The following is a 26,563-nucleotide window of genomic DNA, read 5'->3' on the forward strand; positions in this document are numbered from 1 at the left end:
GGTCAACTGGCGTGGCGGAAGCCGGCCGGCACCCTGGTCCTGACCGTGGCGAGGAGCCGCCACGCCCCATCCGGTTCGTGGAGCCCGTGCAACGCTCTGGAGAAGGCCAACTCATGGTCCTCGGGATCGAGCTGGTCACGCAGCGCCCGCCAGGTGCTCTCGTAGTCCGCACACACCTGGTGCACTGCGGCCTGCATCACGAAATTGGGGAACGTCCCACTGTGCTTGACCGCCTCGACCCACTGATCGCTCCGGCGGATGGGTGACATCGAGTTGGAGGGCCCGCCGATCGCTCGGCTCAGAACTTGCAGCCGCTCCTCGATGGTCTCCTCGAATCCCTTGAGGCTCTCCTTGGCCGCCCCGATGTCGAGCCACGTCGCCTCGTCCAGGAGGTCGTCCAGTTCGGGCAGCTTTGACGGGAGGCCGTACTTCGCCAGCATTGTCGAGTCGGCGAGCTCCCGGACGGTCTGCAGGAGCTTCTCCCGGTCGCGCCAGTCCCGGCCTTGATTGGCGGCCACACGATGGACGCACTGCCAGACCAGTTTCTCGGTGATGAACCACTGGGCGATCAGGTGTGACTCGGCGGGGAGGAGCTTTCCGCGCAGGCGCCACATGTGTTCCATGACCTGCGCGGTGCCTCCCAGCAGTTGCTGGTCGTACGCCATCATCTCGGCCCACACCGGACGCTGCGGCCGGTCTCGATCGGGCGCCTCATGTGGATACGTCTCGCGTTCGAAGCGTATGAATCGGGGGCTCGGGCGCAGCCATTCGAGATCAGGATCTTCTGTGAGCAGCCAGGAGCGCATGAGGGGGTGGTAGCTGTTCAAGTCCGCTCTCGCCGCGGCCTCAAGTTCATCCACGGCTTTCACGGCGAGGTCGTCCCGCTTCCGCTCGTCCTTCTGGCCGCTCATCGCCACCGCGTAGATGCATGCCGTGTTGTACCTGTCCTGCCATGGCCGAGGCGGCCACAGCCGCCAGCTCCTGAGCCGCTCCGTCGTCCGCCGCCAGATCCACCAGCCTCGCGCCTGCTCCACCCGCTTCGTGAGTTCGTCCACCTTCGCAGGCCAATAGACGTCATTTCGCAATCCCTTGATATTTCCTTCTGCGGTCTGATCCACGGCCCATCCCAGACGCAGACGCGCCCACACGTCTCGATTGAGTCGGAGGGAGGTCCATGTGAGTCCTCTGCTCCGCCGTTTGCTGGGATGCTTGAGGAAACGGAGGAAGGGGTAGTCACAGGCGAGCTGGTACATCTCCTCCTCGCAAGCAAGCTGAAGTATCAGACTGACCGTCTTCTGGTCGAGACCCTTCTCTCCTAGCTCGCCCTCGAGCCACTCTCGTGCTCCCGCTTCGGTGCAAATGGGCCACCTCCTTCCAGGCGGCGTGAGATGTATGACCGACCGCCAGTACCTCTCGACGAGTGCGGGGGCCAGTGACTTGCGAATCTCCTTCCGGGTGTGGGCGCGCCGTGGGCACTTGCGGTTGTCGGCGGGATCTACGGTCGGCCTGCACCACTGATGAGCGGTACGTTCGGCCATACCAAGCACGACGGCATAGCGGAAGCGCGCTTCGAGCAGGCCGTTGCGCCACCACCGGTAGCGCTTGCAGAGGAATCGACGTGGATTCCAAGGTGCCCTGCTCAGGCGGGTGTTCCGCTCCTCCCTGCTCTGCCCGTCCAGGAGGATCGCTCCGTGGTACGTCTCCAGAGCATCGAGATGCAGCCACAGCTTCTCCTGTGTCCCCGCGATCTGTGTACGCAGGTGAATGTTGGTGGGATCGAGTCGTAGTGCCGCGTAATAGCGGTCGAGGGCATCGTCGAATTTCCGGTCCTGGCTGAGCTCTCTCGCCTCCTGGTAGGCGGCGAACAGCTCGGGCGGGAGATTCCGGCCGTGCCATTCCTGCCAGGGCGCCCCTCGGCTCGCCTGAGTGACCGGCACCAGTGCGGCCATCACCCAGTACCCCGCGGCCTGGACCGCTTCCTCCCATGTCGCTTGCCACCGCGTGTCCGTGCGGCTGCCTCTCAACGCATAGGACGTGACGGTGACGGTGACGCCGTACCTGGGCTCCTCCGTCCGTACGCGCAGGACTCCGCGCACCGTGTAGGCGACCTTCGGCCGAAGGCGACTGAACAGACGCAGGATGCTCGTCCCCAGTTTCTTCGGCTCGAGATCGATGTCGCCGAGCAGGTCGAGGAAGTTCTCCGCCGGGGATTCGGCGGGGAGCGCGGACGGGGGATAGAGGTTCGTTTCCGACAACTGCTTACGCAATTGGGCGGTGAGACCATCCAGGCACGGTTCGCCTTCCGTGGTCGAGGAGACGAGTTGCTGCACGTCCACCGGACCGGGCTTGAACGCGTTGCGCTGGAGCATCCAACGGCGCAGCGCCACGAAGGAGAAAATCAGCAGCAACAAGCACAACAGACGGAGACTCAGTCCGGCTCCGTCCTTGCCGCCGGTCACGACCCGTGCGGCGCCTTCGAAGAACCGCATGAACCACTCGGACACGGCCTGGATCCAGGCGGGCCAGCTCTCTTTGGCTTCCCAGGCCGGTGACACCCAACCCACACCGCAGACAGCGGTGATGAGAAGAACAACGGAGAGAATCGCCAAAGCCCCTGCACGCTTTACGCGAGGTACCGGCAATGATGACGATTCGATCGGGGAGTGCCGCTCGGAACGAGAGGGCATATCGGCCTCTGGTGGTCCTAGTCGTCACCTACCAGTCTTCTACGCATTCCGGCGGGAGCCAAGTCGAGCAGAGCGGCAGTCGCGGCCGGCGAGGTGCGTACGCCGATGCCCGAGGAGCGGCCGTGTCCGGTGGACGCGGAGCTCCTCGGGCATCTGGTGGGCCGGCAGGCCCGGGGTCTAGAAGAGCGAGTGCAGCAGCTTGTTCGGGGAGCCCGAGAGGGGGTTGCCGACCTTGCCGTTCGTCGCGTTGTTGACCAGGGCCGTGGATACCTGGGCCGGGGTCGCCGTCGGGTTGGTCGAGAGGTAGAGGGCCGCCACGCCCGCCGTGTGCGGGGCTGCCATCGACGTGCCCGAGATCGTGTTCGTCGCCGTGTCGTTGTCCTTCCACGCCGACGTGATCGAGACGCCCGGCGCGAAGAGGTCCACGCACGTGCCGTAGTTGGAGAACGAGGCCCGCTTGTCTGCGGAGTCCGTCGCGCCGACCGTGATCGCCTCGGGGACGCGCGCCGGGGAGTAGTTGCAGGCCCGGGCCGGCAGGCCCAGGAAGTTGCCGTTGCCCGCCGCGACCGCGTACGTCACGCCCGACGCGATCGAGCGCTTCACCGCGTCGTCCAGCGAGGTGTTCGCGCCCCCGCCCAGGCTCATGTTGGCGACCGCCGGCTTGACCGCGTTGGCCGTGACCCAGTCGACGCCCGCGATGACCCCGGCCGTCGTACCGGACCCGTTGCAGTCCAGGACCCGTACAGCCACCAGCTTCGCGCCCTTCGCGACGCCGTACTTCGCGCCGCCGACCGTGCCCGCGACGTGCGTGCCGTGGCCCTGGCAGTCCTGACCGTTCTGGCCGCCGCCGACCGTGTCCGTGCCCACCGTCGCCCGGCCGCCGAACTCGCTGTGCGAGGTCCGGATGCCGGTGTCGATGATGTACGCCGTCACGTTCGACGCCTGTGTGTTGTACGTGTACGTCGTCGAGAGGGGGAGGTTCCGCTGGTCCACGCGGTCCAGGCCCCATGTCGCGCCCGGCTGCGTCTCGGTCATGTGGACCGTCGCGTTCTGCTCCACGTACGCCACGCGCGGGTCCTTGGCGAGGGCCGAGGCCTTGGACTTCGACATGGTCGTCGAGAAGCCCTTGAGGACCTTGCTGTACTCGTGCTTCGGCGTCACGCCGAGGTCCGCGGCGCGGGTCGAGCCGTCCTTCAGGACCACGATCCAGCTGTTCTCGATGGCCAGGGAGGTCGGGGCCAGGCGGAGGTCGCCTATTGCCGGGGCGCTCTGCGCCGTGGGGGAGACCGCCAACTGGAGGCCTGCGGCTAGCGCGAGGACGGGCACGAGCGCTACGGCGCGGCGAGGTATTCGCGTCATGTGGTGGGGCACCTGAACCTTTCGTTGTCCGGGTTACCGGCAAGTACGGGGTGCGTGGTGCGCCACAGAGTCTCGCGTTGTCATGGGGCGTACAAGAGTGCCGTCCTTCCCCTCACCGGTCCTTCACCTCGAACTCCCAGGTCAGCATCCTGAACCCGCCCTCGTCCCGTGCCCCCGCCGCCCGGTACGTCCGCAACGCCGCCTCGTTGTCCGGGTCCACCCCCACCCACACGTCGTAACAGCCCCGCTCCCGCCCCTCCGCCACCAGCGCCTCCGTCAGCGCCCGCCCCACGCCCCTCCGCCGGTACGCCTCGTCCACCGACAGCTCGTACAGGCACAGCTCCACCCCCTTGTCCGGGTGCAGCATCTCGATCCCGGAGACCATGCCCGCCGGGAAGCCGTCCTCCGCGTACGCGATCAGCATCAGATGGCCGGGCGCCGCCAGGAACGCCTCCGCCCAGCTCGTCCTCGGCGGGGTGTCGTAGAGGTGGCCCGCCGCCATCAGCTCCGCCACCGTCGTCGCCCGTCTGATCTCCATCCCGCACCTTCGCCTCGTGCCGCGTATACCGCGTCTGGTGTACGGGACGGTACGGCGTACGACTCCAGGAGGCCGCCGATTTCCGCCCCGGGGCAGCCGAGTCGCACAGGCGGCCCGCATACGCTCGACACCATGCCATTCCGACTTCCCCGGTGGGCCGCGGTCACGGCCGCCCTCGCCGTGCTCGCGGGCGCCGGTACCTGGACCGCCGTCGCCTCCGACGAACCACCGCCCGTGCACCGCGCGGACCAGCTGCTCGACATGCCCGGGGCGCGGATCGACACCTCCTACTTCACCTCCGGCGCCGCCTCCGAGCGCAGGCCCGCCGTGCTGCTCGGGCACGGGTTCGGCGGCTCCAAGGACGACGTCCGCGCCCAGGCCGAACAGCTCGCCCGCGACGGCTACGCCGTCCTGACCTGGTCGGCGCGCGGTTTCGGCGCCTCCACCGGGCAGATCGGCCTCAACGACCCCGCCCACGAGGTCAAGGACGTCCAGCGGCTGATCGACTGGCTCGCCAAGCGCTCCGAGGTCCAGCTCGACAAGGCCGGAGACCCGCGCGTCGGCGTCACCGGCGCCTCCTACGGCGGCGCGGTCTCGCTGCTCGCCGCCGGGTACGACACCCGCGTCGACGCGATCGCCCCCCAGATCACGTACTGGAACCTCGCCGACGCCCTCTTCCCCAACGGTGTCTTCAAGAAGCTCTGGGCCGGGATCTTCTTCTCCGCCGGCGCCGATGGAGAGGCCGGTGGAGAGAAGGAGAGCGGGAACGGCGCTTGCGGGCGGTTCAGTGATGAGCTGTGCCGGATGTACGAGCGTGTTGCCGTCTCGGGTGCGCCCGACGCCGCCGCCCGGTCCCTTCTCGAAGACCGTAGTCCCTCCGCCGTCGGCGATCGGATCAAGGTTCCCACCCTCATCGTCCAGGGCCAGAGCGACTCCCTCTTCCCGCTCACGCACTCCGACGCCATGGCCAAGGCGATCGGCGGCAACGGCGCGCCCGTCGCCGTCGACTGGATCTCCGGTGGGCACGACGGCGGCGACCGCGAGACCGAGCGGGTCGAGGCGCGGATCGGCGACTGGTTCGACCGGTACCTGAAGCAGGACGAGGGCGCCGGCACCGGGCCCGCGTTCCGCGTCAGCCGGGCCGGAGGGGTCGACTCCACCGACGGGCAGGCGCAGCTGCGCGGCGCCACCGCCGACCGCTACCCGGGGCTCGTGGGTGGGACGCTGTCCGTCCCGCTCGACGACGCCCGGCCGCAGTCCTTCGCCAACCCCGCCGGAGCCAGCCCGCCCGCCATCTCCGCCGTTCCCGGCATCGGCGGCGGACTCTCCCAGCTCTCCTCGTTCGGCGTCGGGCTCTCCCTCGACTTCCCCGGGCAGTACGCCCGGTTCGACGCGAAGCCGCAGACCGAGCCGGTACGGATCACGGGCACGCCGACCGTCCGCGTCAAGGTCACCTCGGACAGCCCGGACGGCTCCGCCGTCCTCTTCGGCAAGGTCTACGACGTCGGGCCGGACGGCAGGCAGCAGGTGCTGCCCGCGCAGCTCGTCGCCCCCGTCCGCGTCGAGGGCGCGGGCAAGGGCGGCAAGAGCGTCGAGCTGACGCTGCCCGCGATCGACCACGAGGTCGAGGCCGGTCACCGGCTGCGGCTCGTGCTCTCCGCCACGGACCTCGGCTACGCCTCGCCGGCCGCCCCGGCCACGTACACCGCCGCCGTCGAGTCGCCGCTGACCGTGCCGACCGCGCCCGCCGTGTCCACCCAGGCGGCCGCGCTGCCCTGGTGGGTGTGGGGGCTGCCGCTCGCGGGCGCGCTGATCGCCGCCGCGCTGCTCCTGATCGGTCGGCGCCGGGTCGCGGCGCCCGCGCCGGATCCCGAACTCGCCTCCGTACCGCTGCAGATCACGGGGCTCGCGAAGAAGTACGCCAAGTCGTCCGACCGCTATGCCGTACGGGATCTCTCCTTCCGGGTCGAACAGGGGCAGGTCCTCGGGCTGCTCGGGCCCAACGGCGCGGGGAAGACGACCACGCTGCGCATGCTCATGGGGCTCATCACCCCCGACGACGGGGAGATCCGGGTCTTCGGGCAGGCCATCCGCCCCGGCGCCCCGGTTCTCTCCCGGGTCGGCGCCTTCGTCGAGGGCGCCGGGTTCCTGCCGCACCTCTCCGGGCGGGACAACCTGGAGCTGTACTGGAAGGCCACAGGCCGGCCCGCCGAGGACGCGCACATCGAGGAGGCCCTGGAGATCGCCGGCCTCGGCGACGCCCTCGCCCGGGCCGTACGGACGTACTCGCAGGGCATGCGGCAGCGCCTCGCGATCGCCCAGGCCATGCTCGGCATGCCGGATCTGCTGATCCTCGACGAGCCGACGAACGGCCTCGACCCGCCACAGATCCGCGAGATGCGGGACGTGATGATCCGGTACGCGGCCGGTGGCCGGACCGTCATCGTCTCCAGCCACCTCCTCTCGGAGGTCGAGCAGTCCTGCACCCATCTCGTGGTGATGGACCGCGGGCAGCTCGTGCAGGCCGGTCCGGTCGGCGAGATCACCGGCGCGGGCGACACCCTGCTGGTGACCCTCGGCGACACCGTCCCCGATCCGCTCGTCGACAAGATCGGCGCGCTGCCGGGCGTCGGCTCGGCGGTACGGACCGAGGGCGGGCTGCTCGTCCGGCTCGACGGCGGCGACGCCACGGGCCTGATCGGCGAACTCGTCCGCCTGGACGTGCCCGTGACCGGTGTGGGACCGCACCGGCGCCTCGAGGACGCGTTCCTGACCCTGATCGGAGGAGGATCCGCATGAGCACGACCACCGCGGAACCGGCTGAGCTCGTGGAGACCGCCCCCGGCTACCGGGCGGGGCGCACCCTGCCCCTGCGCGTCGAGGCCGTACGGCAGCTGAAGCGGCGCCGCACCCTGGTCATGGGCGCGGTGCTCGCCGCCCTGCCGTTCATCCTGATCGTCGCCTTCGCGATCGGCGGGGAACAGGACGGCGACGGCGGCAACGGCCGGATCACGCTGATGGACACGGCGACGGCGTCGGCGGCGAACTTCGCGGCGACCTGTCTCTTCGTCTCGGCAGGCTTCCTCCTCGTGGTGACGGTCGCGCTGTTCTGCGGGGACACCGTCGCCTCCGAGGCGAGCTGGTCCTCGCTGCGCTACCTCCTCGCGGCACCCGTGCCCCGGGGCAGGCTGCTCTGGTCCAAGCTGGCGGTCGCGCTCGGCTTCAGCGCGGCGGCGCTGGTGCTGCTGCCGCTGGTGGCCCTGGTCGCGGGCACGTTCGCCTACGGCTGGGGGCCGCTGAAGCTGCCCACCGGCGGGGCCCTGCCCGCCGACGAGACCCTGGCCAGGCTCGCGCTGGCCGTCGCCTTCATCTTCGTCTCCCAACTGGTCACGGCCGGGCTCGCGTTCTGGCTGTCCACCCGCACCGACGCGCCGCTGGGCGCCGTCGGCGGCGCGGTCGGTCTGACGATCATCGGCAACGTCCTGGACGCCGTCACGGCCCTCGGCTCCTGGCGCGACTTCGTGCCCGCGCACTGGCAGTACGCCTGGGTGGACGCGCTCCAGCCGCAGCTGGAGTGGGGCGGGATGGTGAAGGGGACGGCGATCTCGGTGACATACGCGGTGATCCTCTTCGCACTCGCCTTCCGGGGCTTCGCCCGTAAGGACATCGTTTCGTAGCGGCCGTCCTCCTGGTCACAGCCATCCCCTTCGAGCCGCTTCCGCGCCCGCGCGGAAGCGGCTCGTCGTGCCCAGGGCGTGCATCAGCTCGCCGACCCGGCGGCTGTACGTCCGCCCCGACATGCCGAGGCGGGCGGCCGCGGTCTCGTCGGTGAGTCCGGCGAGGAGGGCTTCGAGGACCGGGCGGAGCTGTGGGGGGAGCCCGGCCCTCGGGGTCGTCGCGGCGGTCAGCTCCTCGCCCGCGTCCCAACTGGCGTGGTGGGCGCGGACCAGGGCCTGCACGACGACCGGATCGCGGATCAGCAGCAGCCCGTTGTAGAGCAGGTCGAGATCGAGCGGCACGGCCGCGACCGTGCGGTCGACGACGATCATCTTGAACGGGATCGTGTCCGCGAGCCGCGCCCGCCCCGGCATCCGGACCGCGCCCGCCACCTGGGGGAGGGCGTGGCGGGGCACGATCCGTCTGACCTCCGGGGCTCGCTCCGCCGCGGCCCGCATGCACGCTCCCGCCAACTCCAGGAACGGCTCGGGGATCGCACGGCCCACGGAGGCGGCCGGGTCGTCGAAGGTCAGCAACTCGTGGCGCGTGGAGGAGGCCAGCGCGGCCAGCGCCGCGCCGATCCGCCGCGCACCGCGCACGGGACGGCCCGGCGGCCGCTGGGCCTCCGGCACGGCCCTGTTCATCGCCGATCGCGCGAGCATCACGGATCCCGCAGTCTCACCCACCGCTGACCACCCCCGCCCGATCGGTGTGCCACTCCATGTACGCACGCGACTGCGTACGGTGACAACCCCTGTTGAGGAAGCTGGCGAGTCCATGCCACGGGAGAGTGCCCGGGGCGCCGTTGCCGCATTGAGATCCATCCGCAACTCCCTCGTCTGCTCCTTCCGCCCTCCTCGGACGTCACATTCACAAGTGACGGACCTTGAGGGGGAGATGGCATGAGGCGACACGACTGGGCGCGCACGGCGGCCGGGATCCTGGCGGTGGGACTCGTCCTGACCGGCTGCGCGGGCAACGGGAACACCAAGCGGTCGACGGCCGCCGACGGCGGCAACCGCGCGCCCGGCGCGGCCCGCCCCGACGCGGGCGGCACGGTCACCGGCGGCAGCGGCACGGGCAGCGGCGGTACGGACAAGGACGGCGTCGCCCCCGAGGGCGAGCAGCGGGACGCCCGGCCGCCCGCCGACTACCTCTCCACCTTCGCCCTGGACGTCGACACCGCCTCGTACGGCTACGCCCTGCGCACCCTCGAAGCGGGCCGGCTGCCGGACCCGGCGTCCGTGCGGCCCGAGGAGTTCGTCAACAGCTTCCGCCCGGACTACCCGCGGCCGAAGGGCGACGGCTTCGGCGTGACCGTCGACGGCGCCCGGACCGGCGAGGACGGCTGGTCGGTCGTCCGGGTCGGGCTCGCCACCGCGCCGGCGGACCGGCAGGGCGAACGGCCGCCCGCCGCCCTCACCTTCGTCGTCGACATCTCCGGCTCGATGGCCGAGACCGGCCGCCTCGACCTGGTCAAGGAGTCCCTCGGCATCCTCACCGACGAGCTGCGCGACGACGACTCCGTCGCCCTGGTCACCTTCAGCGACGAGGCCGAGACCCGGCTCCCCATGACCCGGGTCAAGGGACAGCGCGAGCGCATCCACGGCATCGTCGACGAACTGCGGACCACCTCCTCCACCAATGTGGAGGCGGGCGTGCGCACCGGCTACGACGTCGCCGTCGAGGGCCACCGCAAGGGCGCCACCAACCGTGTCGTCCTGCTCTCCGACGCCCTCGCGAACACCGGCGACACCGACGCGCAGTCGATCCTCAACCGGATCGAGGAGGAGCGCAGGGAGTACGGCATCACGCTCTTCGGGGTCGGCGTCGGCAGCGACTACGGCGACGCGTTCATGGAGCAGCTCGCCGACAAGGGCGACGGGCACACCACGTACGTCTCCACCCCCGAACAGGCCCGCAAGGTGTTCGTGGACCAGTTGCCCACCCATGTCGAGCTGCGCGCCCGGGACGCCAAGGCGCAGGTCGCCTTCGACCCGAAGACCGTGGAGCGGTTCCGGCTCATCGGCTACGAGAACCGTGAGGTGGCCGACGAGGACTTCCGTAACGACCGGGTCGACGGCGGCGAGGTCGGCGCGGGCCACACCGTCACCGCGCTGTACACCGTGAAGACCCGGCCGGGCCGGAGCGGTCCGCTGGCCACGGCCACGGTCCGCTGGCTGGACCCGAAGAGCCGCGCGCCCCGCGAGGCCTCCGGCAGCGTGGGGACCGGGGCGCTCGCCCCCGCGCTCTGGGCGCCGGGCCACGACAGCCTGCAACTGACCGCCGTCAGCGCCTACTTCGCCGACCGGCTGCGGGGCGGCGCCCTGCCGGGCGCGCCGGCCCTCACTCAGCTCGCGGAGCACGCGCAGGGGATCGCCGACCGGTCGGGTTCCAAGGTGGTCAGGGAGCTGACGGAGGCGATCCGGAAGGCGGCCGCGCTGCGGGGGCCCGAGGCCGATCGGGGCACGGGCGGAGCGGAACCGGGTGATCCGTACAGCGGCTGACGGTGGCCGGCCGCGGCTGATCGTGGATTGTGCACAGGTGCTTGTCCACAGGCGCTGCGCGAGGGTCGCGGGCGCGTCATGATGGGCGCATGGCCACCACGCTGCTCGCCCTCGCGATCGCCTCCACCGGTCTGTACGCCGGGTTCATGCTGATCTTCCTGACCGGGATCATGCCCGCCCTGGCGCGGCTCGACGACGGGGCGTTCGTCGACGCCATGCGGCGGATCAACGAGTACGTGCCGAAGGCGGTGTTCATCGTGGTGTTCCTGGGGGTCGTGGCCTTCCCGGTCGCCGCGTTCTTCGTGCCGATCGACGGGCGCTCCGACACCCAGAAGTGGCTGATCCTGGCCGGCCTTGTCTGCGCGGTCCTGAACCACGTGGTGACGGCCGCGGGGAACATCCCGCTCAACAACGCGCTGGCCGCCTCGGAGCGGACGGGTGAGTCCCCGTCAGCCGTGCGGGCGGCCTTCGAGAAGCGCTGGAACAACCTTCACCTGATCCGTACGGTGCTCATCGTCGCCGCGTTCGGGCTGCTGATCGCGGCCGCGCTGAACTGAACTGACGGACCGACCTGACAGACCGACCTGGCGCACTGACCTGACACACTCCGCGCCCGGTGTTTGACCGGCCTGGGGCCCGGGCCGACCATCTCAGAACGAGGCGGCCGGGCCGGCTCCTGGTTAAATGCCCCAGGCCAGGAGCCGTGCCTGTCCGCCTCGCATGCTTCGCCCGCTCGCTTCGCCCGGACGCATAGCCTGGCCCCATGGACTTCCGCGGACAGCTGCCGGTCGTCGGCGCCGTGGCCGCCGGCGGGGCCCTCGGCGCGACCGCCCGCTACGGCGCCGCGCTCGCCTGGCCCACCCCGGCCGGCGCGTTCCCCTGGACCACGTTCAGCGTGAACGCCGTCGGCTGCGCCGTGATCGGGGTCCTGATGGTCCTGCTCACCGAGACAGCCACCGCGCCCCCGCCGCTCCTGCGGCCCTTCCTCGGCACGGGCATCCTCGGCGGCTTCACCACCTTCTCCACGTACGCCCTCGACACCCAGCGGTTGTTGAGCGCCGGCGAGACGGCCCGCGGCGTGGCGTACCTGGGCGGGACGGCGGTCGCGGCCCTGGCCGCCGTATGGGCCGCGACCGTAGCGACCCGTACCGCCCTCCGGCACACCGACCGGGAGAAGCGCCCGTGAACTGGCTGCTCGTCGTCCTCGGCGCGGCCGTCGGCGCGCCCCTGCGCCACCTCGCCGACCGGGCGTTCAAGTCCCGGTACGGCTCCGCCTTCCCCTGGGGCACGTTCGCCGTCAACGTCGTCGGCTCACTCGTCCTCGGCCTGCTCACCGGGGTCTCCTCCGCCCGGGCGCAACTCCTCCTTGGCGCCGGCCTGTGCGGCGCTCTGACGACGTACTCCACGTTCTCGTACGAGACTTGGAAGCTGTACGAGGACGGGGCGAAGGGGTACGCGGCGGCGAACGTGGTGGGGAGTCTGGCCGCCGGGCTCGGGGCCGTATGGCTCGGTGTGGAGATCGCGGCGGCCTGGTGAGGCGCCGCTCCGCGGTGGCACAGTGCTCCCACCGCGGCCGGGACGCCCGGCCGGACGAGCCTCCGAGGGGCGGAAACCGCACATGAGCTCGACATGACGGCCCGTGTCACCCGGGCCTCCGACTGGCTGCTCGCGCTCGCCGGCGGTGTCCTGCTCACCCTGATGACCCGGTTCAACGGGGAGTTGGCGGCGCACACGACCGCGGTGTACGCCTCGTGGGTCGCGCACGGCACCGGCGCCGTGGTGGCGCTGCTGCTCGTGGCGCTGACGTCCCGGGTACTACGAAGCCGCCGCGACCCCCTGAGCCATGACCCCCTCGCCCAGGACTCGAAGGCGCCGCTCTGGTTCTATCTCGGCGGGATCCCCGGGGCGTTCGTGGTCGTCCTGTCGGCCGTCACCGTCAACAGCAGCCTGGGGCTCTCCGGCACGATCGCGCTGATGCTCACCGGGCAGATCGTCTTCGGGCTCGCCTCGGACCGCTTCGGCCTGCTGCGGATACCCCGGCGGCGGATCACCCGGATGGATCTGACGGTCGCCGGGCTCGTCCTGGCGGGCAGCGTCCTGATCGTGGCCGGCGGTGCCTGAGCCATGACCTTCTACGTCGTGCTCGCGCTGCTCAACGGCGCGCTGATCGGCACGAGCCGGGCGGTCAACGGGCAACTCGCCACCCGCATCGGCCCGTTCCGGGCGTCGGTCTGGAACCACGTCGTCGGGTTCGTCCTGCTGACGGGGGTGCTCTTCGGCCTGTACGGCTGGGCCGGGTCGGGCTCCGTGCCGGTCGCGGCCTATCTCGGCGGCGCGTTCGGCGCGCTCTTCGTGGCCGTCAACAGCTATGTGTTCCCGCGCCTGGGCGCCCTCAACGCCTCGCTGCTCGTCATCAGCGGCCAGGTGCTCTCCGCCGTCACGATCGACTGTGTCGAGGAGCGTTCGCTGCCGAGCGCCCTCCGGCTAGCCGGCGTCGGCCTCGTCCTGGCCGGCCTCGCGCTGCCCCGGATCGCCGCCGCCCGGAAGAAGCCCTCCGCCGGGAAGGGCTGACCCACCGTTACCCCCTGGTAGCTGACCGTTCCTGCCCGATCTTGACCGGCAAATGTTTCCTTGCCGTCAAGATATGCACTCCTCCAAAAACGAAGTGGTCATTATTATCTTATGGTGGCAGTACGTGAACCATGGAGGGGGCGCTATGGATCTGAAGGTGCTGGGCTTGCTCGCTGTCCAGGAGAGGGGGACTCCGATCGTTCCGACGGCGGCACCAGCCCGTCAGCTGCTCGCACTGCTCGCGGCGCACGCCGACCGGATCGTGCCGACGGCCGTCCTGACCCAGGAGCTCTGGCCCGACGGTGCGCCGCGGCACGCGCAGGACGTGATCGAGACCCACGTCCGCCAGCTCAGGGAGCTCGTCGACGACGCGCTTGACCTCGGCCGTGAGGAGGAGGGGGCGGCCACAGGGTCGGGCACGCCCGGACCCAGGACCGCGCGCGACGTCGTGGTCTCGCTGTCCGGCGGCTACCTGCTCGGCACCGGGGGCGGCAGCTCCGACGTCCGGATGTTCCAGCGCGCGGTCGGCGCCGGATACCGGGCCATGGAGCTGGAGGACTACCGGACGGCCGCCGAACGGCTCGGCGAGGCGCTGGAGCTGTGGACCGCCGACGCGTACACCGGGGTGGTCGCCGGACCGCACCTGAGGGCGCACGGCGCCCGCCTCGAACTCTCCCGGCTGCGCGCCCTCGACCTGTGGGTCGAGGCGCAGCGCAGGCTCGGCCGGCGGCACGAGCTCTACTCGGGCCTGTCCGTGTTCCTGTCCCGCTTCCGCAGCTCGCCGCCGCAGTACGCGGCGCTGGTCGCGGAGTTGGAGCGGGGAGGGGCGCAGGGGTTCGCGGGGCGGTCGTACGAGCAGGCGCCGGCGTTCCGGATCGGGCCCGTACTGCACTCCTTGCGTCACGTGCGCACCACCCGTCACCCCCTTCCCGTCGCTGGTTGACCGCAAGATCACCGTCGAACTAGTTTCGGACCGATATCGGACCGATAGCGGGCGAAACGTGTACGACGGGCTGGGGGCTCGCAACCATGACGGATCCACAGATCCATGACACCGGCCTGATGGCCGTCCTCGAACTCCTGGCCGAGCAGGCACCGGCGGGGCGGTTCGACGCGCTCCTGCAGCGCGCCCGCCGCGAGGGCGCCCCCGGCCAGGACCTGGTACGCCTGGAGCGGGCCGTGCACCTGGCCCGGGGGGTGCAGGCCTGGCAGGGGCAGCGCCGCCAGCGCGAGGACGGCCTGGCCGATCTGGTCGACACGGCACGGGACCTGACGTCACCCCATGACGTCGAGTCCCTGCTCGAGGTGGTCAGCCGCCGGGTCAAGCGGCTGCTCAACTTCGACATGACGTCCATCGCCGTCCTGGACCCGGAGGGCAGCCTGCGGGTGGCCGCCTCCAACGGCTCGACCACCGCGCTCGTCACCGGCCACTCCGTGCCCGCCGGGTACGGTCTCGGCCACCGGAGCCTGCTGTCCAGGGCGCCGCTGTGGACGGCCGACTACCTGGACGACGACACGGTCGAGCACGACCCGAGCGCCGACGACGTCGTCCGGGCCGAGGGCCTGCACGCGCTGATGGCCGTACCGATGTGCAACGGCGACCAGACCATCGGCGTGCTCTACGGAGGCAACCGCTCCGTACGCCACTTCAGCCCCGACGAGATAGGCCTGGTCTCCTCGCTCGCCGCGCTCGCCGCCATCGCCCTCGAACGGGCGGGCAGCATCGAGCAGGCGCAGGGCGAGGTCGGCCGGCTCGAACGGGACGGCTTCCGTACGCGGACGAGCCTGGTCCGGCTCCAGCAGCTCAACGAGGCGCACAGCCACACCCTCGGCCTGGTCCTCGCGGGCGCCGACCTGACCACCGTCGCGAAGGCCGCGGGCGACGCCCTCGACTCGGCGCTGCAACTGCGCGACCCGGCGGGCCGGCCGCTCGCCGCCAGCGGCGACCTCGGCGAACTGGACGAGCCCGCCGTCGCCGAGGCGGCCCTCGACGCCCACGCCCATCTGCGCCCCGTCGTCACCGCCGGAGGCACCTGGGTCGCCCCGGTCACCGCGGGCGCCGAGGACCTGGGGGTCCTGGTGCTCCGCCCGACCACGGCGCTCGTCGGCGAGGACGAGGGCCTGCTCCAGCTGACCGCGCAGACCTTCGCGATCCAGCTCCTGCTCAGACGCAGCACGGCCGTCGCCGAGGGGCCCGTGCGTGACGACCTCTTCGACGAACTCCTCGCCACCCACGCCCGCAGCGGGCACCAGACGCACTACCTCGTGCAGCGGGCCCGCGGCCTGGGGATCGACCTGGAGACCCCTCACGTGCTGCTCGTCGCCCACCCCGAGGGCGGCGAGCAGGGCCGCGCCGTGGTGTGGGCCTCCTCGTACGCGCACCGGATGACCGGGCTCAAGACGGTCCACAGCGGCCACATCGTGCTGCTCCTGCCGGGCACCGACGCCTCCGCCGCGGCCCGCGCGGTCGCCGACCAGCTGTCACCGCTGCTCGGCCACCCGGTGTCGGTGGGCGCGGCGGGACCGGGCCGGGGCGCGGCCGACATCGGCCGGATGCACCGGGAGGCGATGCGCTGCCTGGACGCGCTGACCGCCCTGGACGGCACGGGCAGCACGGCCTCGGCGAAGGACCTCGGCTTCCTCGGCCTGCTCCTCTCCGACGACCACGACGTCGACGGCTACATCACATCCGCGATCGGCCCGGTCCTCGACTACGACCGCGACCGGCTGACCGACCTCATCGGCACCCTGGAGTCGTACTTCGCCTCCGGCGGCAGCCAGGCCCACGCCGCCGACGTCCTCAAGGTCCACCCCAACACGGTGTCGCGCCGCCTCGACCGGATCACCGACCTGCTCGGCGACGCCTGGCAGCGGCCGGACAGGACCCTGGAGGTGCAGCTCGCCCTGAGGCTCCACCGCTCACGCGAGGTCCTGCGCCGGCAGCGCCGGGACGACACGGCCCCTCACGCCGAGGCGAGCTCCGCCGGCCGGCCCGTGTCGTAGCCGACGCGGGACAGCACCACGGCCGCGTGCGCTGCGGAGGCCAGGGTCATGTGGCGGTGCCAGCCGGGGAAGGACCGGCCCACGTAGTCCCGCAGCCCGGTCTCCTCGCCCACGCGCGCGTAGTCCGCCTCCACCCGGCGGGTGAGCTTGGTCAGGCGCAGCAGCGGGCCGGGGCCCGGCTGCGTCATCCCGGTGAGCCACAGCGCGGACGGCGGACGCGACGGGTCGCTCCACTCGCCGAGCAGGGAGAGCCCGAGCGGCGCGGCGGAACGGCCCGAGAGGACCACCGGCACCATCGCGGCGAGCGACATCCGCGGGGCGAGCCCGGCGGCCGCGTCCTGCCACGGCACCGGCCGCCGCACGCCCTTGACCAGCTGGAGGATCTGCTGCGCGGGCAGCGGACCGCTCCGGAAGCCGGGCATCGCGCGGTCCGCGACCGACAGCCGCTGCGAGCCGCTGATCCGGACGAGGAAAGGCACCCGGGCCGCGGCCAGCGGGGCCACGGCCGCCGGCGCGTCACCGCCCCGCAGGTCGATCAGGACCGGCCGGCGCGGCCCCCAGTGCCGGCCCGCCTCCAGGGCGACGGCGACGGCGCACTCCTCCGGGCTCTCCGCGCCCGCCTCCGGGGGCACGCCCGCCCGGTCGCGCAGCGCGTGGTCGTGGACCCACTGGTCGGGCAGGACCAGGCGCCAGTCGACGGGAGCGCTCAGCTCCTGCGAGGCGAGCCACACACCGGCGGACTGCTGGCCCCGGAACGACTGCCGTACGTGCGGGGCGAACCCCCGGTCGACACCGACGGAGTGGTCACCGGTCTTCGGCACCGACATCTGCCGTACGACCCAGGCCTGCGGGGCCGCCTTCCGCTCCAGGTGGGCGGCGAGCGCGGCCCGCAGCGGGCGCCAGCTCCAGGTGGAGTCGGCGATGAAGTGATGCAGGGTCTGTTCCGTGGCGGGCGCGCCCAGATGGGCGGCGATGTTCCGGGCGGTCTTGCGTCCTTCGGTGGTGAGCAGCCCACGCAGGTACTGCTCTCCGCGCTGCCGCTGGTCCTTCCTGGGGAAGGAGGAGAACAGGGTCGCGCAGAGTTCGGAGACGGTGTCGTCGGACACGGCGGGCTCGACGGAACGCCGGCCCTGGCGCGGCACCGACAGGGGTCGGACCGAGTCCCGTCGTCTGATGACTGCTGTGTTCACGACACTCCAACCATGGGGGGTGGCCTGCTTCGATGCACCTCCACGATCGCTCCGGGCGGGTGCCGCGGACGAGGTGTCCACGGCACCCACCTGCCGTCCGTCGTGGTCCCTGGACCACTGGTGAACCGGGCATCCGGTACGGAACCGGCCACCGCGCCCCGCACCCTTGGGGCGGGGTGTGGCCGGACCACCACGGGGGGCCCGGCCGGTGCGCGGTCACACACCGGTGAAGGCGCGGTCCCCGTGCAGCCAGGACACCTGGTCGTACAGCTCCTCCTGGGAGAAGGCGGAGAGCATCCGGTTGCGCTCCACCGCCAGTTCGCCCGCCGGGTGGTACAGCTCGGAGCCCATCAGCCGGGCGACCTCCTGCGTGCGGCCGGTCCGCTCGCGGCGCGTCGCGTTGAACTTCTCCAGGCTCGGCACGACGGCCGCGCCGTCCACGTCGGCGAGCAGCTCCGCGAGGACGACCGCGTCCTCAAGTGCCTGGCAGGCGCCCTGCGCCGCGTACTGCAGCATCGGGTGCGCCGCGTCGCCGATCAGGCCGACCCGGCCGTCGGTCCAGCCGTCGACCGGGTCACGGTCGCAGAGCACCCATTCGCGCCATTCGTCGCCGAGTTCGAGCAGCCGCCGGGCGGTCGCGCCGATCCCGGGGAACTGCTCCAGGACGTACGCCCGTTCCGTGGCCCGGCCCGTGACGGGGACGGTCGCGCCGTTGTCGCGGGTGACGGCGAGGTTGAGGTACTCGCCCCCGCCGATCATGTAGTGCACGAAGTGCCACTTGGGCCCCGCCCACAGGGTGACGGTGTTCCAGCGCAGCTCCTCGGGGACCTTCTCGATCGGGATCACCGAGCGGTAGATGGTGTGGCCCGACACGCGCGGTTCGCCGTCGCCGAGCATCTGCGCGCGGACCGTGGAGCGGATGCCGTCCGCGCCGATCAGGGCGGCGCCGGTGAAGCTCCGGCCGTCGGCGGTGTGCACGGTGACGCCCTCGGCGTCCTGCTCGTACCGCTCCACCGAGGCGTCGGGGACCAGGGTCACGCCCGCCAGCTCCTGGCAGGCGGCGAGCAGCGGCTGGTACAGGTCGCCCCGGTGCACGACGGCGTACGGGTTGCCGAACCGCTGCCGGTACGCGCCGGTCAGCTCCATCGCGGCGACCTTCTCGCCCGTGGTGCCGTCCATGAACCGGAGTTCGTCGATGAAGACGGCCCGCGCGCGCACCCCCTCGCCCACGCCGAGCCGGTCGAGGGCGTGGAAGGCGTTGGGGCCGAGCTGGATGCCGGCGCCGATCTCGGCGAAGGTGCCGGCGCGTTCGAGGACGGTGGTCCGGTGCCCGCGCCGGGTCAGCGACAGTGCCGTGGCGAGCCCTCCGATGCCACCGCCGGCGATGAGTATGTGAGCCATGTCGTTCCTCAGATTGTCGGTACGGAGTGGCGGGGGAAGAGCCGGTGCAGCTCCTCGTGGAAGCCGGGGAAGGTCTTGGCGACGCAGCCCGGGTCGTCGAGGGTGATGCCCTCGGCGCGCAGGCCCAGGACGGAGAACGCCATGGCGATGCGGTGGTCGCGGTGGCAGACGATCCGGGCCGGAGCGGGCGTGCCGGGGTGGACGGTGATCCGGTCCGGGCCGGTCTCGGTCCGGATGCCGAGGGCGCGCAGATTGCCCTCGACGGCGGCGACCCGGTCGGACTCCTTCAGCCGGGCGTGCGCGACGCCGGTGATGGTGATCGGGGCGTCGGCCAGCGGCGCGATCGCGGCGAGCGTCATGAAGGTGTCCGAGATCTCGCCCATGTCCACGGAGAACCCGCCGCGCAGGGCCCCGCTCCCGGTGACCGTGGTCGCCTCGTCGGTGGTCTCCACCCGGGCGCCGGTGCGGGCGAGGACCTCCGTGAAGCGCAGGTCGCCCTGGAGGCTGCCGCGGCCGAGACCGGCCACGCGCACGCTCGTCCCGGTGACCGCCGCCGCCGCGAAGACGTACGAGGCGGTGGAGGCGTCGGGCTCGATGGGCAGGTCGGCGCCCCGGTAGCCGGTCGGCCGGACGGTGAACACGCCGGGCGTCGCCTCCTCGACCTCGGCGCCGAAGTGCCGCATCAGGGCGAGGGTCATGTCGATGTACGGCCGGCTGACGAGCTCCGGCACGCGCAGCGTCAGCGGGGTGCGCATCAGCGGGCCCGCCATCAGGAGGCCGGTCAGGAACTGGCTGCTGAGCGAGGAGTCCACGGTCAGCTCCCCGCCGTCGAGCCCCCGCGAGCGGACCCGCAGCGGCAGCCGCCCGCCGGGCGCCGTGGAGACGTCGGTCCCCAGCCGCCGCAGGGCCTCGGCGAGCGGGGCCACGGGGCGGGCGGTGAGCTGCGCGGAGCCCTCGAAGCCGAAGTCGCCGTGCCCGGTCGCCGCGAACGGCGGCAGGAACCGGGCCGCCGTACCGGCGTCGGCGCACCAGACGGTCCCGGTGCCGGACGGACCGCGGCCCAGGCCGCGCACGGTCCAGACCCCGTCGCCCCCGGTCGTGTCGGTACGGACCCCGAGGCCGCGCAGGGCCTCGCGGAACGCCGTGGTGTCCTCGCTGACCAGCGGGGCACCGAGGGCGCTCGTGGCGTCCGCGGCGGCCGCGAGCAGCAGGGCCCGGTTGGTGAGCGACTTCGACCCCGGAATCCGGGCGTCCAGGGCGGGAGTCGCCGGTACGGCGATGGTCATGGCTGTCCTTTGCGAGTACGGCCGCCGCGTGTGCGGCGGTCCGGAGGGAGCGCCGCACACGGAAAGCAAAGGCCGTCCCGGCCCGGTGCGGCCACGGGAGCGAGAGGCCGTTCGACCGTCTCAGCCGCCGACGGTCTCCAGGGCCGCGCCGCGGCCCGCGAGCGCGGCGACCGCGAAGGCGCCCTCGACCGTCGCCTCCACGTCGAAGGAGTGCCGCTCGGTCGGCGGGTACCCGATGAGTTCGGCGGCTCGCTGGGGGATCGCGGCCTCGGCCGTCTCCCAGAGGAGGACGGCCCCCCACCGGTTCGTCGCCGCGTCGGAGATCCAGAACTTCAGCCGTAGCCCCGGCACCTGGGAGAAACGGTCCACCGCCTCGTCCCGCAGGAAGCCCCGCAGCGACTCGACGGTCTGCTCCGACCGCGCCAGGTCCCACCAGACGATCACCGCACGCACGAGCCGGCCACCTCCGCGAGCAGCTCCCCGATGATCCGGGGCCCGTCCACCGTCAGGACGGACTCGGCGTGGAACTGCATGGAGACGAAGCCGGCCGCTCGCAGCCCGTGCACCTCGCCCGTCCCCGCGTCCCGGCTGACCTCGACCCGGCCGTGCACCGGGTGCTCGAAGAAGTCCCCCTCGGAGCGGGCGGCGAAGGTGTTGTAGAAGCCGACCCGTTCGCGCCGGCCGAAGAGGTCGATCACGTGCTGCGCGCCCTGGTTGGGCACCGGACGGCGCACCAGGTCGAGCCCGAGCAGCGTGCTGAGCACCTGGTGGCTCAGGCAGACCGCCATGAACGGCCTGCGCTCCTCCAGGAGCTGGGCCACCGCAGCCCGCAGATGCGCGATCTTGGGGTCGCCCGTCTCGCGCGGATCGCCGGGCCCCGGGCCCATCACCACGAGGTCGTGCTCCTCGAAGCCGTACCGCTCGTCGAAGCGCCGCACGCTCACCTCGCCGCCGAGCGAGCGGATCTGCTGGGCGATCATCTCCGTGAAGGTGTCCTCGGCGTCGATCACCAGGATCCGCCGGCCGGTCAGCGGGCCTGCCGCGCCCAACCGGTCCTCCTGGTCCCTGAGCCAGAAGTCGGCGATGCGCTCGTTGCGCCCGTCCAGGGCCTCGCGGACCGCCGGGTGGGCGCCGAACCGGATCGGCTCCGGGTCGCCGAGCGCGGCGAGCAGCCCGGCCGCCTTGGCGCGGGTCTCGTGCACCTCCGACTCCGGGTCGGAGTGGCGTACCAGCGTCGCGCCGACCCCGATCCGCATCAGGCCCTCGCGGTCGATGTCGGCGGTACGGATCAGGATCGAGGAGTCCAGGGTGCGGCCGCCGGCGGCGTCGCGGCCGATCAGCGCGGCCACCCCGCTGTAGTAGCCGCGGCCCTGCGGCTCGTAACGGCTGATCACCCGGGCCGCGCTCTCCAGCGGGGAGCCGGTCACCGTCGGCGCGAACAGCGTCTCGCGCAGGATCTCCCGTACATCGCGGTCGGTACGGCCCTCGATGAAGTACTCGGTGTGCGCGAGCCGGGCCATCTCCTTCAGGTACGGGCCCACGACCCGGCCGCCCCCGGGGCAGATCCGGGCCATCATCTTCAGCTCCTCGTCGACGACCATGTACAGCTCGTCGGCCTCCTTCCGGTCGGCGAGGAAGCCCATGACCCCGTCGAGGTCCGGTCCCGCCGCCGGATAGCGGTACGTCCCCGAGATCGGGTTCATCACCGCCGTACCGTCGCGGACGCTGATGTGCCGCTCCGGCGTCGCGCCCACGAACGTCCGCTCGCCGGTGTGCACGAGGAACGTCCAGTACGCCCCGGCCTCCCGCTGCACCAGGCGCCGGAAGAACGACAGGGCCGTGGACAGGCCGAAGCCGGGCAGCTGGGCGGTGAAGGAGCGCCGCATCACGAAGTTGGCGCCCTCACCGGTGCCGATCTCGTCCGCGACGACCCGCCGCACGATGTCCGCGTAGGCCTCGTCGTCGACGTCGAAGTGGCCGTCGGCCAGCTTCACCGGCTCGTCCGGAAGGAGCGGAAGCGTCGCGCGCAGCGGGACCGCAGCCTGCTCGCGGACCGTCATCGCGAGCAGCGGCGCGCCGTCGTCGGGGGCGGCGAAGCCCCGCTCGGCGAGCTGGCGGTAGGGGATCAGGGTGAGGATCTCCGAGCGCGCGCCCGGCCCGTCCCCCTCGGGCAGGTCGAGGTCCGCGAGGGACGGGATCTCCGCCACGTCGCCGACCAGCAGTTCCAGGGTGTCCGGGTCCACCGACTCGGGCCGGTGCATCAGTGCGAACGCGCCGGCCGAGCCGTCGAGGATGCGTGCCAGCAGGTCGTGCCCGCTGTGCTGGGTAGCCATGGGGGTTTCCTTTCGGCGGTGGGCGCGGCTCAGCGCGCCGAGCCGCCCGCGTCGAGTTCGCTCAGCACGGTCTTGGCGGACACGACGCGGGCCGCGCGCTGTGCCGCGTAGTCGAGCGCGAGCCGGTGGTGGGAGGCCGAGAAGTCGGCGACGGCGTCCGCCACCAGGAAGGTCTCGATGTCGTTGGTGAAGGCCTCCACCGCGGTCATCAACACGCCCACGTGCGCGTACACACCGCAGACGATCAGCTGGTCGCGCTGGTGGAAGCGCATCCGCTCAAGGAGATCCGACTTGAAGAAGGCGCTGTACCGCCACTTCGTGAACGTCCAGTCCCCGGGCCCCGGTTCGAGCGGCTCGACCACCTTGCGGTGCTCGGGGGTGGCCTTCATGCCCGGCCCCCAGAAGTCCTTCAGGAGCCCGCGCTGCTCGGGCGTCATGTCGCCCGGCTGCGCGGTGTACGCGATCGGTACGCCGAGTTCGAGGCACCGCTCGCGCAGCAGCGCCGAGTTGGCCACCAGGGCGTCACCGGGCGCCTGGGAGCGGGGGAACGGCTTGAGGAAGAACTCCTGCATGTCGTGAAGGAGCAGCACGGCCCGGCGGGGATCCACCTGCCAGCCGACGACGTTCTCCGGCAGCTCGCCCTCGGTGGGCATGGGGTACGACTCGATCGGGGGGATACCGGGCATGGGCCGGCCGTTCCTCTCTTGACTAGACACCGAGCGTGGCACCGCCGTCCACGGTCAGTTCGTGCAGGGTGACGTGGCCCGCGTCGTCGGACAGCAGGAAGGCGACGGCCCGTGCGACGTCCTCGGGCCGGGCGACCTTGCCCAGCGGAATGCCGACGCGGTATGCCTCCGGGGAGCCGGCGATCGACGCCTTGGCGGCCGTGTCGGCGGTGTGCATGCCGCGCAGCATCGGGGTGTCGGTGGAGCCGGGCGCGACCACGTTGCAGCGGATGCCGTACTCCGCCACCTCCAGGCCCAGGCACTTGGTGAACGCCGTCGCGGCCGCCTTGGACGCCGCGTACGCCGCCATCTGCGCCCGGGCCGTGCCCGCCGCGTTCGACGCGACCGTGACGATCGCGCCGCGCCGGCGCGGGATCATGCGGTTGACGACGGCCCGGGAGGTGTGGAACACCCCGTTCGCGTTGACCGCGAACGTGGTCGTCCAGTCCTCGTCGCTCAGGGCGTGCGCCCCGGCCATACGGAGCACACCGGCGGCGTTCACCAGCCGCTCCACCGGACCGAGTTCGAGCTCGACCCGGTCGACCGCGGCCTCGACGTCCGCGCTCGACGTGACGTCGGCCGGGAAGCCGGTCACGTCCAGACCGTCGGCGCGCAGCCGCGCCACCGTGTCGGCGAGCCGGTCCGGCACCAGGTCGACGGCGGCGACCCGCGCGCCGCGCTCGGCCAGCAGCCGGACGACGGCCTCGCCGATGCCGCCGGCCGCGCCCGTCACCAGGGCGACTGTTCCTGCCACGTCCGTAACCTCCGTGTCCACGCCTGTCGTCGGGGTCGTCCGCGCGCCGCGCGCGGTCATCCGCGCCACGCGGAGACGGCCGCGATGGCCTGCTGCGGGTTGAGGCGCGGGTCGCAGAAGCTCAGGTACTTGTCGCCGAGGCTGCCCAGGCCGTCCGCGTCGGCGACGCACTCGGTGACGCTCTCCGGGGTGGTCTCCAGGTGCAGGCCCGCGGCGACGCCGCCGCCCGCGCCGACCGCGTCCTGGAACGCCTCGATCTCCTTCACGACGGTCGTGAGCAGCCGGGTCTTGAGCCCGCCGGGACCGTTGACGGTGTTGCCGTGCATCGGGTCGGAGAGCCAGAGCACCGGGTGGCCGGCGCGGTCGACGGCCTCGACGAGGGCCGGCAGCTTCGTGGCGGCGTTCTCGGCGCCCATCCGGGCGATCAGGGTGAGCCGGCCGGGGCGCCGCTGGGCGTCCAACCGGTCGCACAGGGCGAGGAGTTCGTCGGGCGTCATGGTCGGGCCGACCTTGACGGAGACCGGGTTCGAGACCGCGGCGAGCAGGGCGATGTGGGCACCGTCCAGCTGCCGGGTGCGCTCGCCCACCCAGGGCCAGTGGGTGGAGGTGAGCAGCAGCGAGCCGTCGGGCTCGCGGCGCAGCATGGGCAGCTCGTAGTCGAGCAGCAGGGCCTCGTGGCTGGTCCACACCGGCACGTCCAGCTCGGGGCGGACGGCCGTGCCGCGCCAGCCCAGGTAGTGCATGGTGTCGCTGGCGGCGCGGTAGCCGGTGAGCAGATGGGCCGGGTCGGCCTCGCGCTGCTCGGGGTCGGGCTCGGGGCGGTTGACCATGTGGCCCCGGTAGACGGGGAGTTCGGTGCCGCCGACCGTCTCGGTGGGCTTCGAGCGGGGCTTGGCGTACTGGCCCGCGATCCGGCCGACCCGCAGGACGGGCCTGCCGGAGGCGAGCTTCATCGTTCCGGCCAGGACGTCGAGGAGCGCGGTCTTGCGGTGGACGTCGCCGGGGTTGGCCTCGGCCGGGTCCTCGGCGCAGTCGCCGGTCTGGATCACCTGGACGTGCCCGGCGGCGGCCTCCGCGAGGAGGGAGCGCAGCCGGCGGACGGCCTCGGCGTCCACGAGGGCCGGCATCCGGCCGAGGTCCGTGCGGACCTCGGCCAGACGCGGGTGGCCCTCCCAGTCGGGCTGCTGGAGTGCGGGTAGGGAGCGGAGGTGGGACAGGATGTCGGTCATCGGTTTCCCTCGGCGGGCGTGCCGGATGGACTCCGGCTGGTGGCGGGGGTGGAGGCGGGCGGATGGCACGGACGCGTGCGCGTCGACGTGATGTCCCGCCCGGCGTCTTCCGTCCTGCGGCGGCGGCTCGGCTGGCAGCATCGGCATGCCGGAGCGTCGACGAGTGTGACCGGCGCGGGCCTTGATAAGGCGCGCCGATTCGTACGAAATCCACTATCACCAGGCCCCCCACCGGGCCGCAACGACGGCCCGCCGAGTCCGTCAAGTGGCGTGGATACGGGATGGACCGGCGCTCTCCACGGGCTGCTCGTGCGGGCTCACCTGGTCGTTGAAGACGGTCAGGCGGGCGAGCGAGACGCGGCTGGAGATGCCCAGTTTGATGAAGATGTGGCGCAGGTGACTGTCCACCGTGTGCGGTGAGACGACCAGGTGGGTGGCCACGGCACGGTTGGTCAGACCCTCGGACACCAGGCGGGCCACCCGCAGTTCGGCCGGGGTCAGGCTCGCCCAGCCGAGGACATGTCCGGACGGGTGTTTCCGGTACGAAGCGTTGGCTGTATTCACGCGGCAGACCCTGACGGGACGCCCAGAGGGGTCGCAACGGCGCCCGGTCCACTCTGTCATGTCGTCCGTCAGGTTCCCCGGCCCCGGAAGGGCGGGCCGGCTACAGCGCGGAGAGTGCGCTTTCGACGACGCTGAGCAGGGCGTTACGGTCTTTCTGGACCCGGGCGAGAACGCGCAATCCGTAGTAGGTGCTGAGTACTTGCCTGGCGAGCGTCCGGGTGTCCCCATCGGCCGTGATCTCGCCGGAACGCTTCCCTCGCGCGAGGGTCTGCGCCAGCGCCTCCTCCACGGTGGAGAAGTGCCGAAGGACCTCCTCCCGGACCGCTTCGTCCGCGTCGGCCTTCTCGACCGACGCGTTGATCGCGAAGCATCCGGAGCCTTCCGGGTCCGAGAGATCGTCGTCGATCGCGTGGACCATCAGCTCCCGGAGCCGGTCCTTGACCGGCCCCGGCTGTTCGAGGAGGGCGGTCTGCTCGGCGGTGTGCGTCTCGTAGTAGCGACGCAGGGCCCGCAGATACAGCTCGCGCTTGTCGCCGAAGGCGTTGTACAGGCTCGACTGCCCCATGCCCGTCGAGTCGGCCAGGTCCCGGGTCGAGGTGGCCTCGTACCCCTGGCGCCAGAACGTGTTCATGGCGGCGGTGAGCGCGTGCGTCTCGTCGAACTTCCTGGGCCTGGCCATGGCCGCAGTCTAGAGTTTTT

24 protein-coding genes are annotated in these 26,563 nt (G+C 72.0%); 10 read left to right on the forward strand and 14 right to left on the reverse strand.

Annotation, left to right across the window (positions count from 1 at the left end):
- Positions 1-2 precede the first annotated feature (2 nt).
- The 3 genes from ACFWRO_RS05580 to ACFWRO_RS05590 form a co-directional block, all read right to left on the reverse strand.
- Complete coding sequence (locus ACFWRO_RS05580; RefSeq protein WP_384504656.1) at positions 3-2,609, reverse strand: hypothetical protein; 2,607 nt, start codon at positions 2,607-2,609, stop codon at positions 3-5.
- A gap of 255 nt (positions 2,610-2,864) precedes the next feature.
- Positions 2,865-4,046 (reverse strand): S8 family peptidase, encoded by a 1,182-nt coding sequence (locus ACFWRO_RS05585; RefSeq protein WP_384504658.1) that lies wholly within the window; start codon positions 4,044-4,046, stop codon positions 2,865-2,867.
- Between the two features lie 112 nt (positions 4,047-4,158).
- On the reverse strand, positions 4,159-4,584 hold the full coding sequence (locus tag ACFWRO_RS05590; RefSeq protein WP_384504661.1) for a GNAT family N-acetyltransferase: 426 nt from the start codon (positions 4,582-4,584) through the stop codon (positions 4,159-4,161).
- A 132-nt stretch (positions 4,585-4,716) separates the two neighbouring features.
- On the opposite strand from ACFWRO_RS05590, the gene ACFWRO_RS05595 reads away from it, so the two are divergent.
- Both ACFWRO_RS05595 and ACFWRO_RS05600 read left to right on the forward strand, forming a co-directional pair.
- Positions 4,717-7,383, forward strand: coding sequence for an alpha/beta fold hydrolase (locus ACFWRO_RS05595; protein ID WP_384504664.1), 2,667 nt, complete (start codon positions 4,717-4,719; stop codon positions 7,381-7,383).
- Complete coding sequence (locus ACFWRO_RS05600; RefSeq protein ID WP_384504666.1) at positions 7,380-8,261, forward strand: ABC transporter permease; 882 nt, start codon at positions 7,380-7,382, stop codon at positions 8,259-8,261. The genes ACFWRO_RS05595 and ACFWRO_RS05600 overlap by 4 nt, the downstream gene beginning before the upstream one ends.
- Positions 8,262-8,276: 15 nt before the next feature.
- Here the strand turns inward: ACFWRO_RS05600 and ACFWRO_RS05605 are convergent, their stop codons facing one another.
- Positions 8,277-8,963: a DNA-binding response regulator gene (locus tag ACFWRO_RS05605; RefSeq protein ID WP_384504669.1), complete on the reverse strand. Its 687-nt coding sequence runs from the start codon at positions 8,961-8,963 to the stop codon at positions 8,277-8,279.
- A 240-nt stretch (positions 8,964-9,203) separates the two neighbouring features.
- Between ACFWRO_RS05605 and ACFWRO_RS05610 the strand changes: the two genes are divergently transcribed.
- The 8 genes from ACFWRO_RS05610 (at position 9,204) to ACFWRO_RS05645 (ending at position 16,382) form a co-directional block, all read left to right on the forward strand.
- Positions 9,204-10,808, forward strand: a complete 1,605-nt coding sequence (locus tag ACFWRO_RS05610) for a von Willebrand factor type A domain-containing protein (protein WP_384504671.1) — start codon at positions 9,204-9,206, stop codon at positions 10,806-10,808.
- 89 nt (positions 10,809-10,897) lie between these two features.
- On the forward strand, positions 10,898-11,365 hold the full coding sequence (locus ACFWRO_RS05615) for a DUF1772 domain-containing protein (RefSeq protein ID WP_384504675.1): 468 nt from the start codon (positions 10,898-10,900) through the stop codon (positions 11,363-11,365).
- Positions 11,366-11,571: 206 nt separating this feature from the next.
- Positions 11,572-11,994 carry a fluoride efflux transporter CrcB gene (crcB, locus tag ACFWRO_RS05620; protein ID WP_384504677.1) on the forward strand — a complete coding sequence of 141 codons (423 nt, stop codon included), beginning with the start codon at positions 11,572-11,574 and terminating at the stop codon, positions 11,992-11,994.
- On the forward strand, positions 11,991-12,344 hold the full coding sequence (crcB, locus tag ACFWRO_RS05625) for a fluoride efflux transporter CrcB (protein ID WP_384504680.1): 354 nt from the start codon (positions 11,991-11,993) through the stop codon (positions 12,342-12,344). The genes crcB (ACFWRO_RS05620) and crcB (ACFWRO_RS05625) overlap by 4 nt, the downstream gene beginning before the upstream one ends.
- A 93-nt stretch (positions 12,345-12,437) precedes the next feature.
- A complete protein-coding gene (locus ACFWRO_RS05630) occupies positions 12,438-12,929 on the forward strand; it encodes a DMT family transporter (protein WP_384504683.1) in 492 nt (163 codons plus the stop codon).
- A 3-nt stretch (positions 12,930-12,932) separates the two neighbouring features.
- Entirely contained in the window at positions 12,933-13,379 is a 447-nt protein-coding gene (locus ACFWRO_RS05635) for a DMT family transporter (RefSeq protein WP_384504686.1), read from the forward strand.
- Between the two features lie 145 nt (positions 13,380-13,524).
- Entirely contained in the window at positions 13,525-14,322 is a 798-nt protein-coding gene (locus tag ACFWRO_RS05640; RefSeq protein ID WP_384504688.1) for a BTAD domain-containing putative transcriptional regulator, read from the forward strand.
- 86 nt (positions 14,323-14,408) lie between these two features.
- Complete coding sequence (locus ACFWRO_RS05645; RefSeq protein WP_384504691.1) at positions 14,409-16,382, forward strand: GAF domain-containing protein; 1,974 nt, start codon at positions 14,409-14,411, stop codon at positions 16,380-16,382.
- Here the strand turns inward: ACFWRO_RS05645 and ACFWRO_RS05650 are convergent.
- The 10 genes from ACFWRO_RS05650 to ACFWRO_RS05695 all read right to left on the reverse strand — a co-directional run bounded on the left by ACFWRO_RS05650 (position 16,343) and on the right by ACFWRO_RS05695 (position 26,543).
- Entirely contained in the window at positions 16,343-17,572 is a 1,230-nt protein-coding gene (locus ACFWRO_RS05650) for an IS701 family transposase (RefSeq protein WP_384504694.1), read from the reverse strand. The genes ACFWRO_RS05645 and ACFWRO_RS05650 overlap by 40 nt on opposite strands.
- 216 nt (positions 17,573-17,788) lie before the next feature.
- A complete protein-coding gene (locus tag ACFWRO_RS05655) occupies positions 17,789-18,973 on the reverse strand; it encodes a 3-hydroxybenzoate 6-monooxygenase (protein ID WP_384504697.1) in 1,185 nt (394 codons plus the stop codon).
- A gap of 8 nt (positions 18,974-18,981) precedes the next feature.
- On the reverse strand, positions 18,982-20,259 hold the full coding sequence (gene aroA, locus ACFWRO_RS05660; RefSeq protein ID WP_384504700.1) for a 3-phosphoshikimate 1-carboxyvinyltransferase: 1,278 nt from the start codon (positions 20,257-20,259) through the stop codon (positions 18,982-18,984).
- A 120-nt stretch (positions 20,260-20,379) separates the two neighbouring features.
- Positions 20,380-20,712: a hypothetical protein gene (locus ACFWRO_RS05665; RefSeq protein WP_384504703.1), complete on the reverse strand. Its 333-nt coding sequence runs from the start codon at positions 20,710-20,712 to the stop codon at positions 20,380-20,382.
- A complete protein-coding gene (locus tag ACFWRO_RS05670) occupies positions 20,700-22,592 on the reverse strand; it encodes an anthranilate synthase family protein (RefSeq protein ID WP_384504706.1) in 1,893 nt (630 codons plus the stop codon). Before ACFWRO_RS05670 ends, ACFWRO_RS05665 begins: the two co-directional genes overlap by 13 nt.
- 29 nt (positions 22,593-22,621) lie before the next feature.
- Positions 22,622-23,278 carry an isochorismatase family protein gene (locus tag ACFWRO_RS05675; protein WP_384504709.1) on the reverse strand — a complete coding sequence of 219 codons (657 nt, stop codon included), beginning with the start codon at positions 23,276-23,278 and terminating at the stop codon, positions 22,622-22,624.
- Between the two features lie 22 nt (positions 23,279-23,300).
- Positions 23,301-24,071 carry a 2,3-dihydro-2,3-dihydroxybenzoate dehydrogenase gene (locus ACFWRO_RS05680; protein WP_384504712.1) on the reverse strand — a complete coding sequence of 257 codons (771 nt, stop codon included), beginning with the start codon at positions 24,069-24,071 and terminating at the stop codon, positions 23,301-23,303.
- A gap of 56 nt (positions 24,072-24,127) precedes the next feature.
- The gene (locus ACFWRO_RS05685; RefSeq protein WP_384504715.1) at positions 24,128-25,300 is read right to left on the reverse strand and encodes a 3-deoxy-7-phosphoheptulonate synthase; all 1,173 of its coding nucleotides are present in this window, start codon (positions 25,298-25,300) and stop codon (positions 24,128-24,130) included.
- Between the two features lie 261 nt (positions 25,301-25,561).
- The gene (locus tag ACFWRO_RS05690; protein ID WP_384504718.1) at positions 25,562-25,864 is read right to left on the reverse strand and encodes a response regulator transcription factor; all 303 of its coding nucleotides are present in this window, start codon (positions 25,862-25,864) and stop codon (positions 25,562-25,564) included.
- 100 nt (positions 25,865-25,964) lie between these two features.
- Positions 25,965-26,543 carry a TetR/AcrR family transcriptional regulator gene (locus ACFWRO_RS05695; protein WP_384504721.1) on the reverse strand — a complete coding sequence of 193 codons (579 nt, stop codon included), beginning with the start codon at positions 26,541-26,543 and terminating at the stop codon, positions 25,965-25,967.
- Positions 26,544-26,563: the final 20 nt, after the last annotated feature.

The organism is Streptomyces sp. NPDC058579 (assembly GCF_042718575.1).
Taxonomy (GTDB): domain Bacteria; phylum Actinomycetota; class Actinomycetes; order Streptomycetales; family Streptomycetaceae; genus Streptomyces.

Coding starts and splice junctions, on each gene's coding strand:
- ACFWRO_RS05670 (WP_384504706.1), bottom strand. CDS start 22,592: ATGGCTACCCAGCACAGCGGGCACGACCTGCTGGCACGCATCCTCGAC.
- ACFWRO_RS05600 (WP_384504666.1), top strand. CDS start 7,380: ATGAGCACGACCACCGCGGAACCGGCTGAGCTCGTGGAGACCGCCCCC.
- aroA (WP_384504700.1), bottom strand. CDS start 20,259: ATGACCATCGCCGTACCGGCGACTCCCGCCCTGGACGCCCGGATTCCG.
- ACFWRO_RS05635 (WP_384504686.1), top strand. CDS start 12,933: ATGACCTTCTACGTCGTGCTCGCGCTGCTCAACGGCGCGCTGATCGGC.
- crcB (WP_384504677.1), top strand. CDS start 11,572: ATGGACTTCCGCGGACAGCTGCCGGTCGTCGGCGCCGTGGCCGCCGGC.
- ACFWRO_RS05610 (WP_384504671.1), top strand. CDS start 9,204: ATGAGGCGACACGACTGGGCGCGCACGGCGGCCGGGATCCTGGCGGTG.
- ACFWRO_RS05695 (WP_384504721.1), bottom strand. CDS start 26,543: ATGGCCAGGCCCAGGAAGTTCGACGAGACGCACGCGCTCACCGCCGCC.
- ACFWRO_RS05645 (WP_384504691.1), top strand. CDS start 14,409: ATGACGGATCCACAGATCCATGACACCGGCCTGATGGCCGTCCTCGAA.
- ACFWRO_RS05685 (WP_384504715.1), bottom strand. CDS start 25,300: ATGACCGACATCCTGTCCCACCTCCGCTCCCTACCCGCACTCCAGCAG.
- ACFWRO_RS05585 (WP_384504658.1), bottom strand. CDS start 4,046: ATGACGCGAATACCTCGCCGCGCCGTAGCGCTCGTGCCCGTCCTCGCG.
- ACFWRO_RS05630 (WP_384504683.1), top strand. CDS start 12,438: ATGACGGCCCGTGTCACCCGGGCCTCCGACTGGCTGCTCGCGCTCGCC.
- ACFWRO_RS05615 (WP_384504675.1), top strand. CDS start 10,898: ATGGCCACCACGCTGCTCGCCCTCGCGATCGCCTCCACCGGTCTGTAC.
- ACFWRO_RS05675 (WP_384504709.1), bottom strand. CDS start 23,278: ATGCCCGGTATCCCCCCGATCGAGTCGTACCCCATGCCCACCGAGGGC.
- ACFWRO_RS05590 (WP_384504661.1), bottom strand. CDS start 4,584: ATGGAGATCAGACGGGCGACGACGGTGGCGGAGCTGATGGCGGCGGGC.
- ACFWRO_RS05605 (WP_384504669.1), bottom strand. CDS start 8,963: ATGCTCGCGCGATCGGCGATGAACAGGGCCGTGCCGGAGGCCCAGCGG.
- ACFWRO_RS05595 (WP_384504664.1), top strand. CDS start 4,717: ATGCCATTCCGACTTCCCCGGTGGGCCGCGGTCACGGCCGCCCTCGCC.
- ACFWRO_RS05640 (WP_384504688.1), top strand. CDS start 13,525: ATGGATCTGAAGGTGCTGGGCTTGCTCGCTGTCCAGGAGAGGGGGACT.
- ACFWRO_RS05655 (WP_384504697.1), bottom strand. CDS start 18,973: ATGGCTCACATACTCATCGCCGGCGGTGGCATCGGAGGGCTCGCCACG.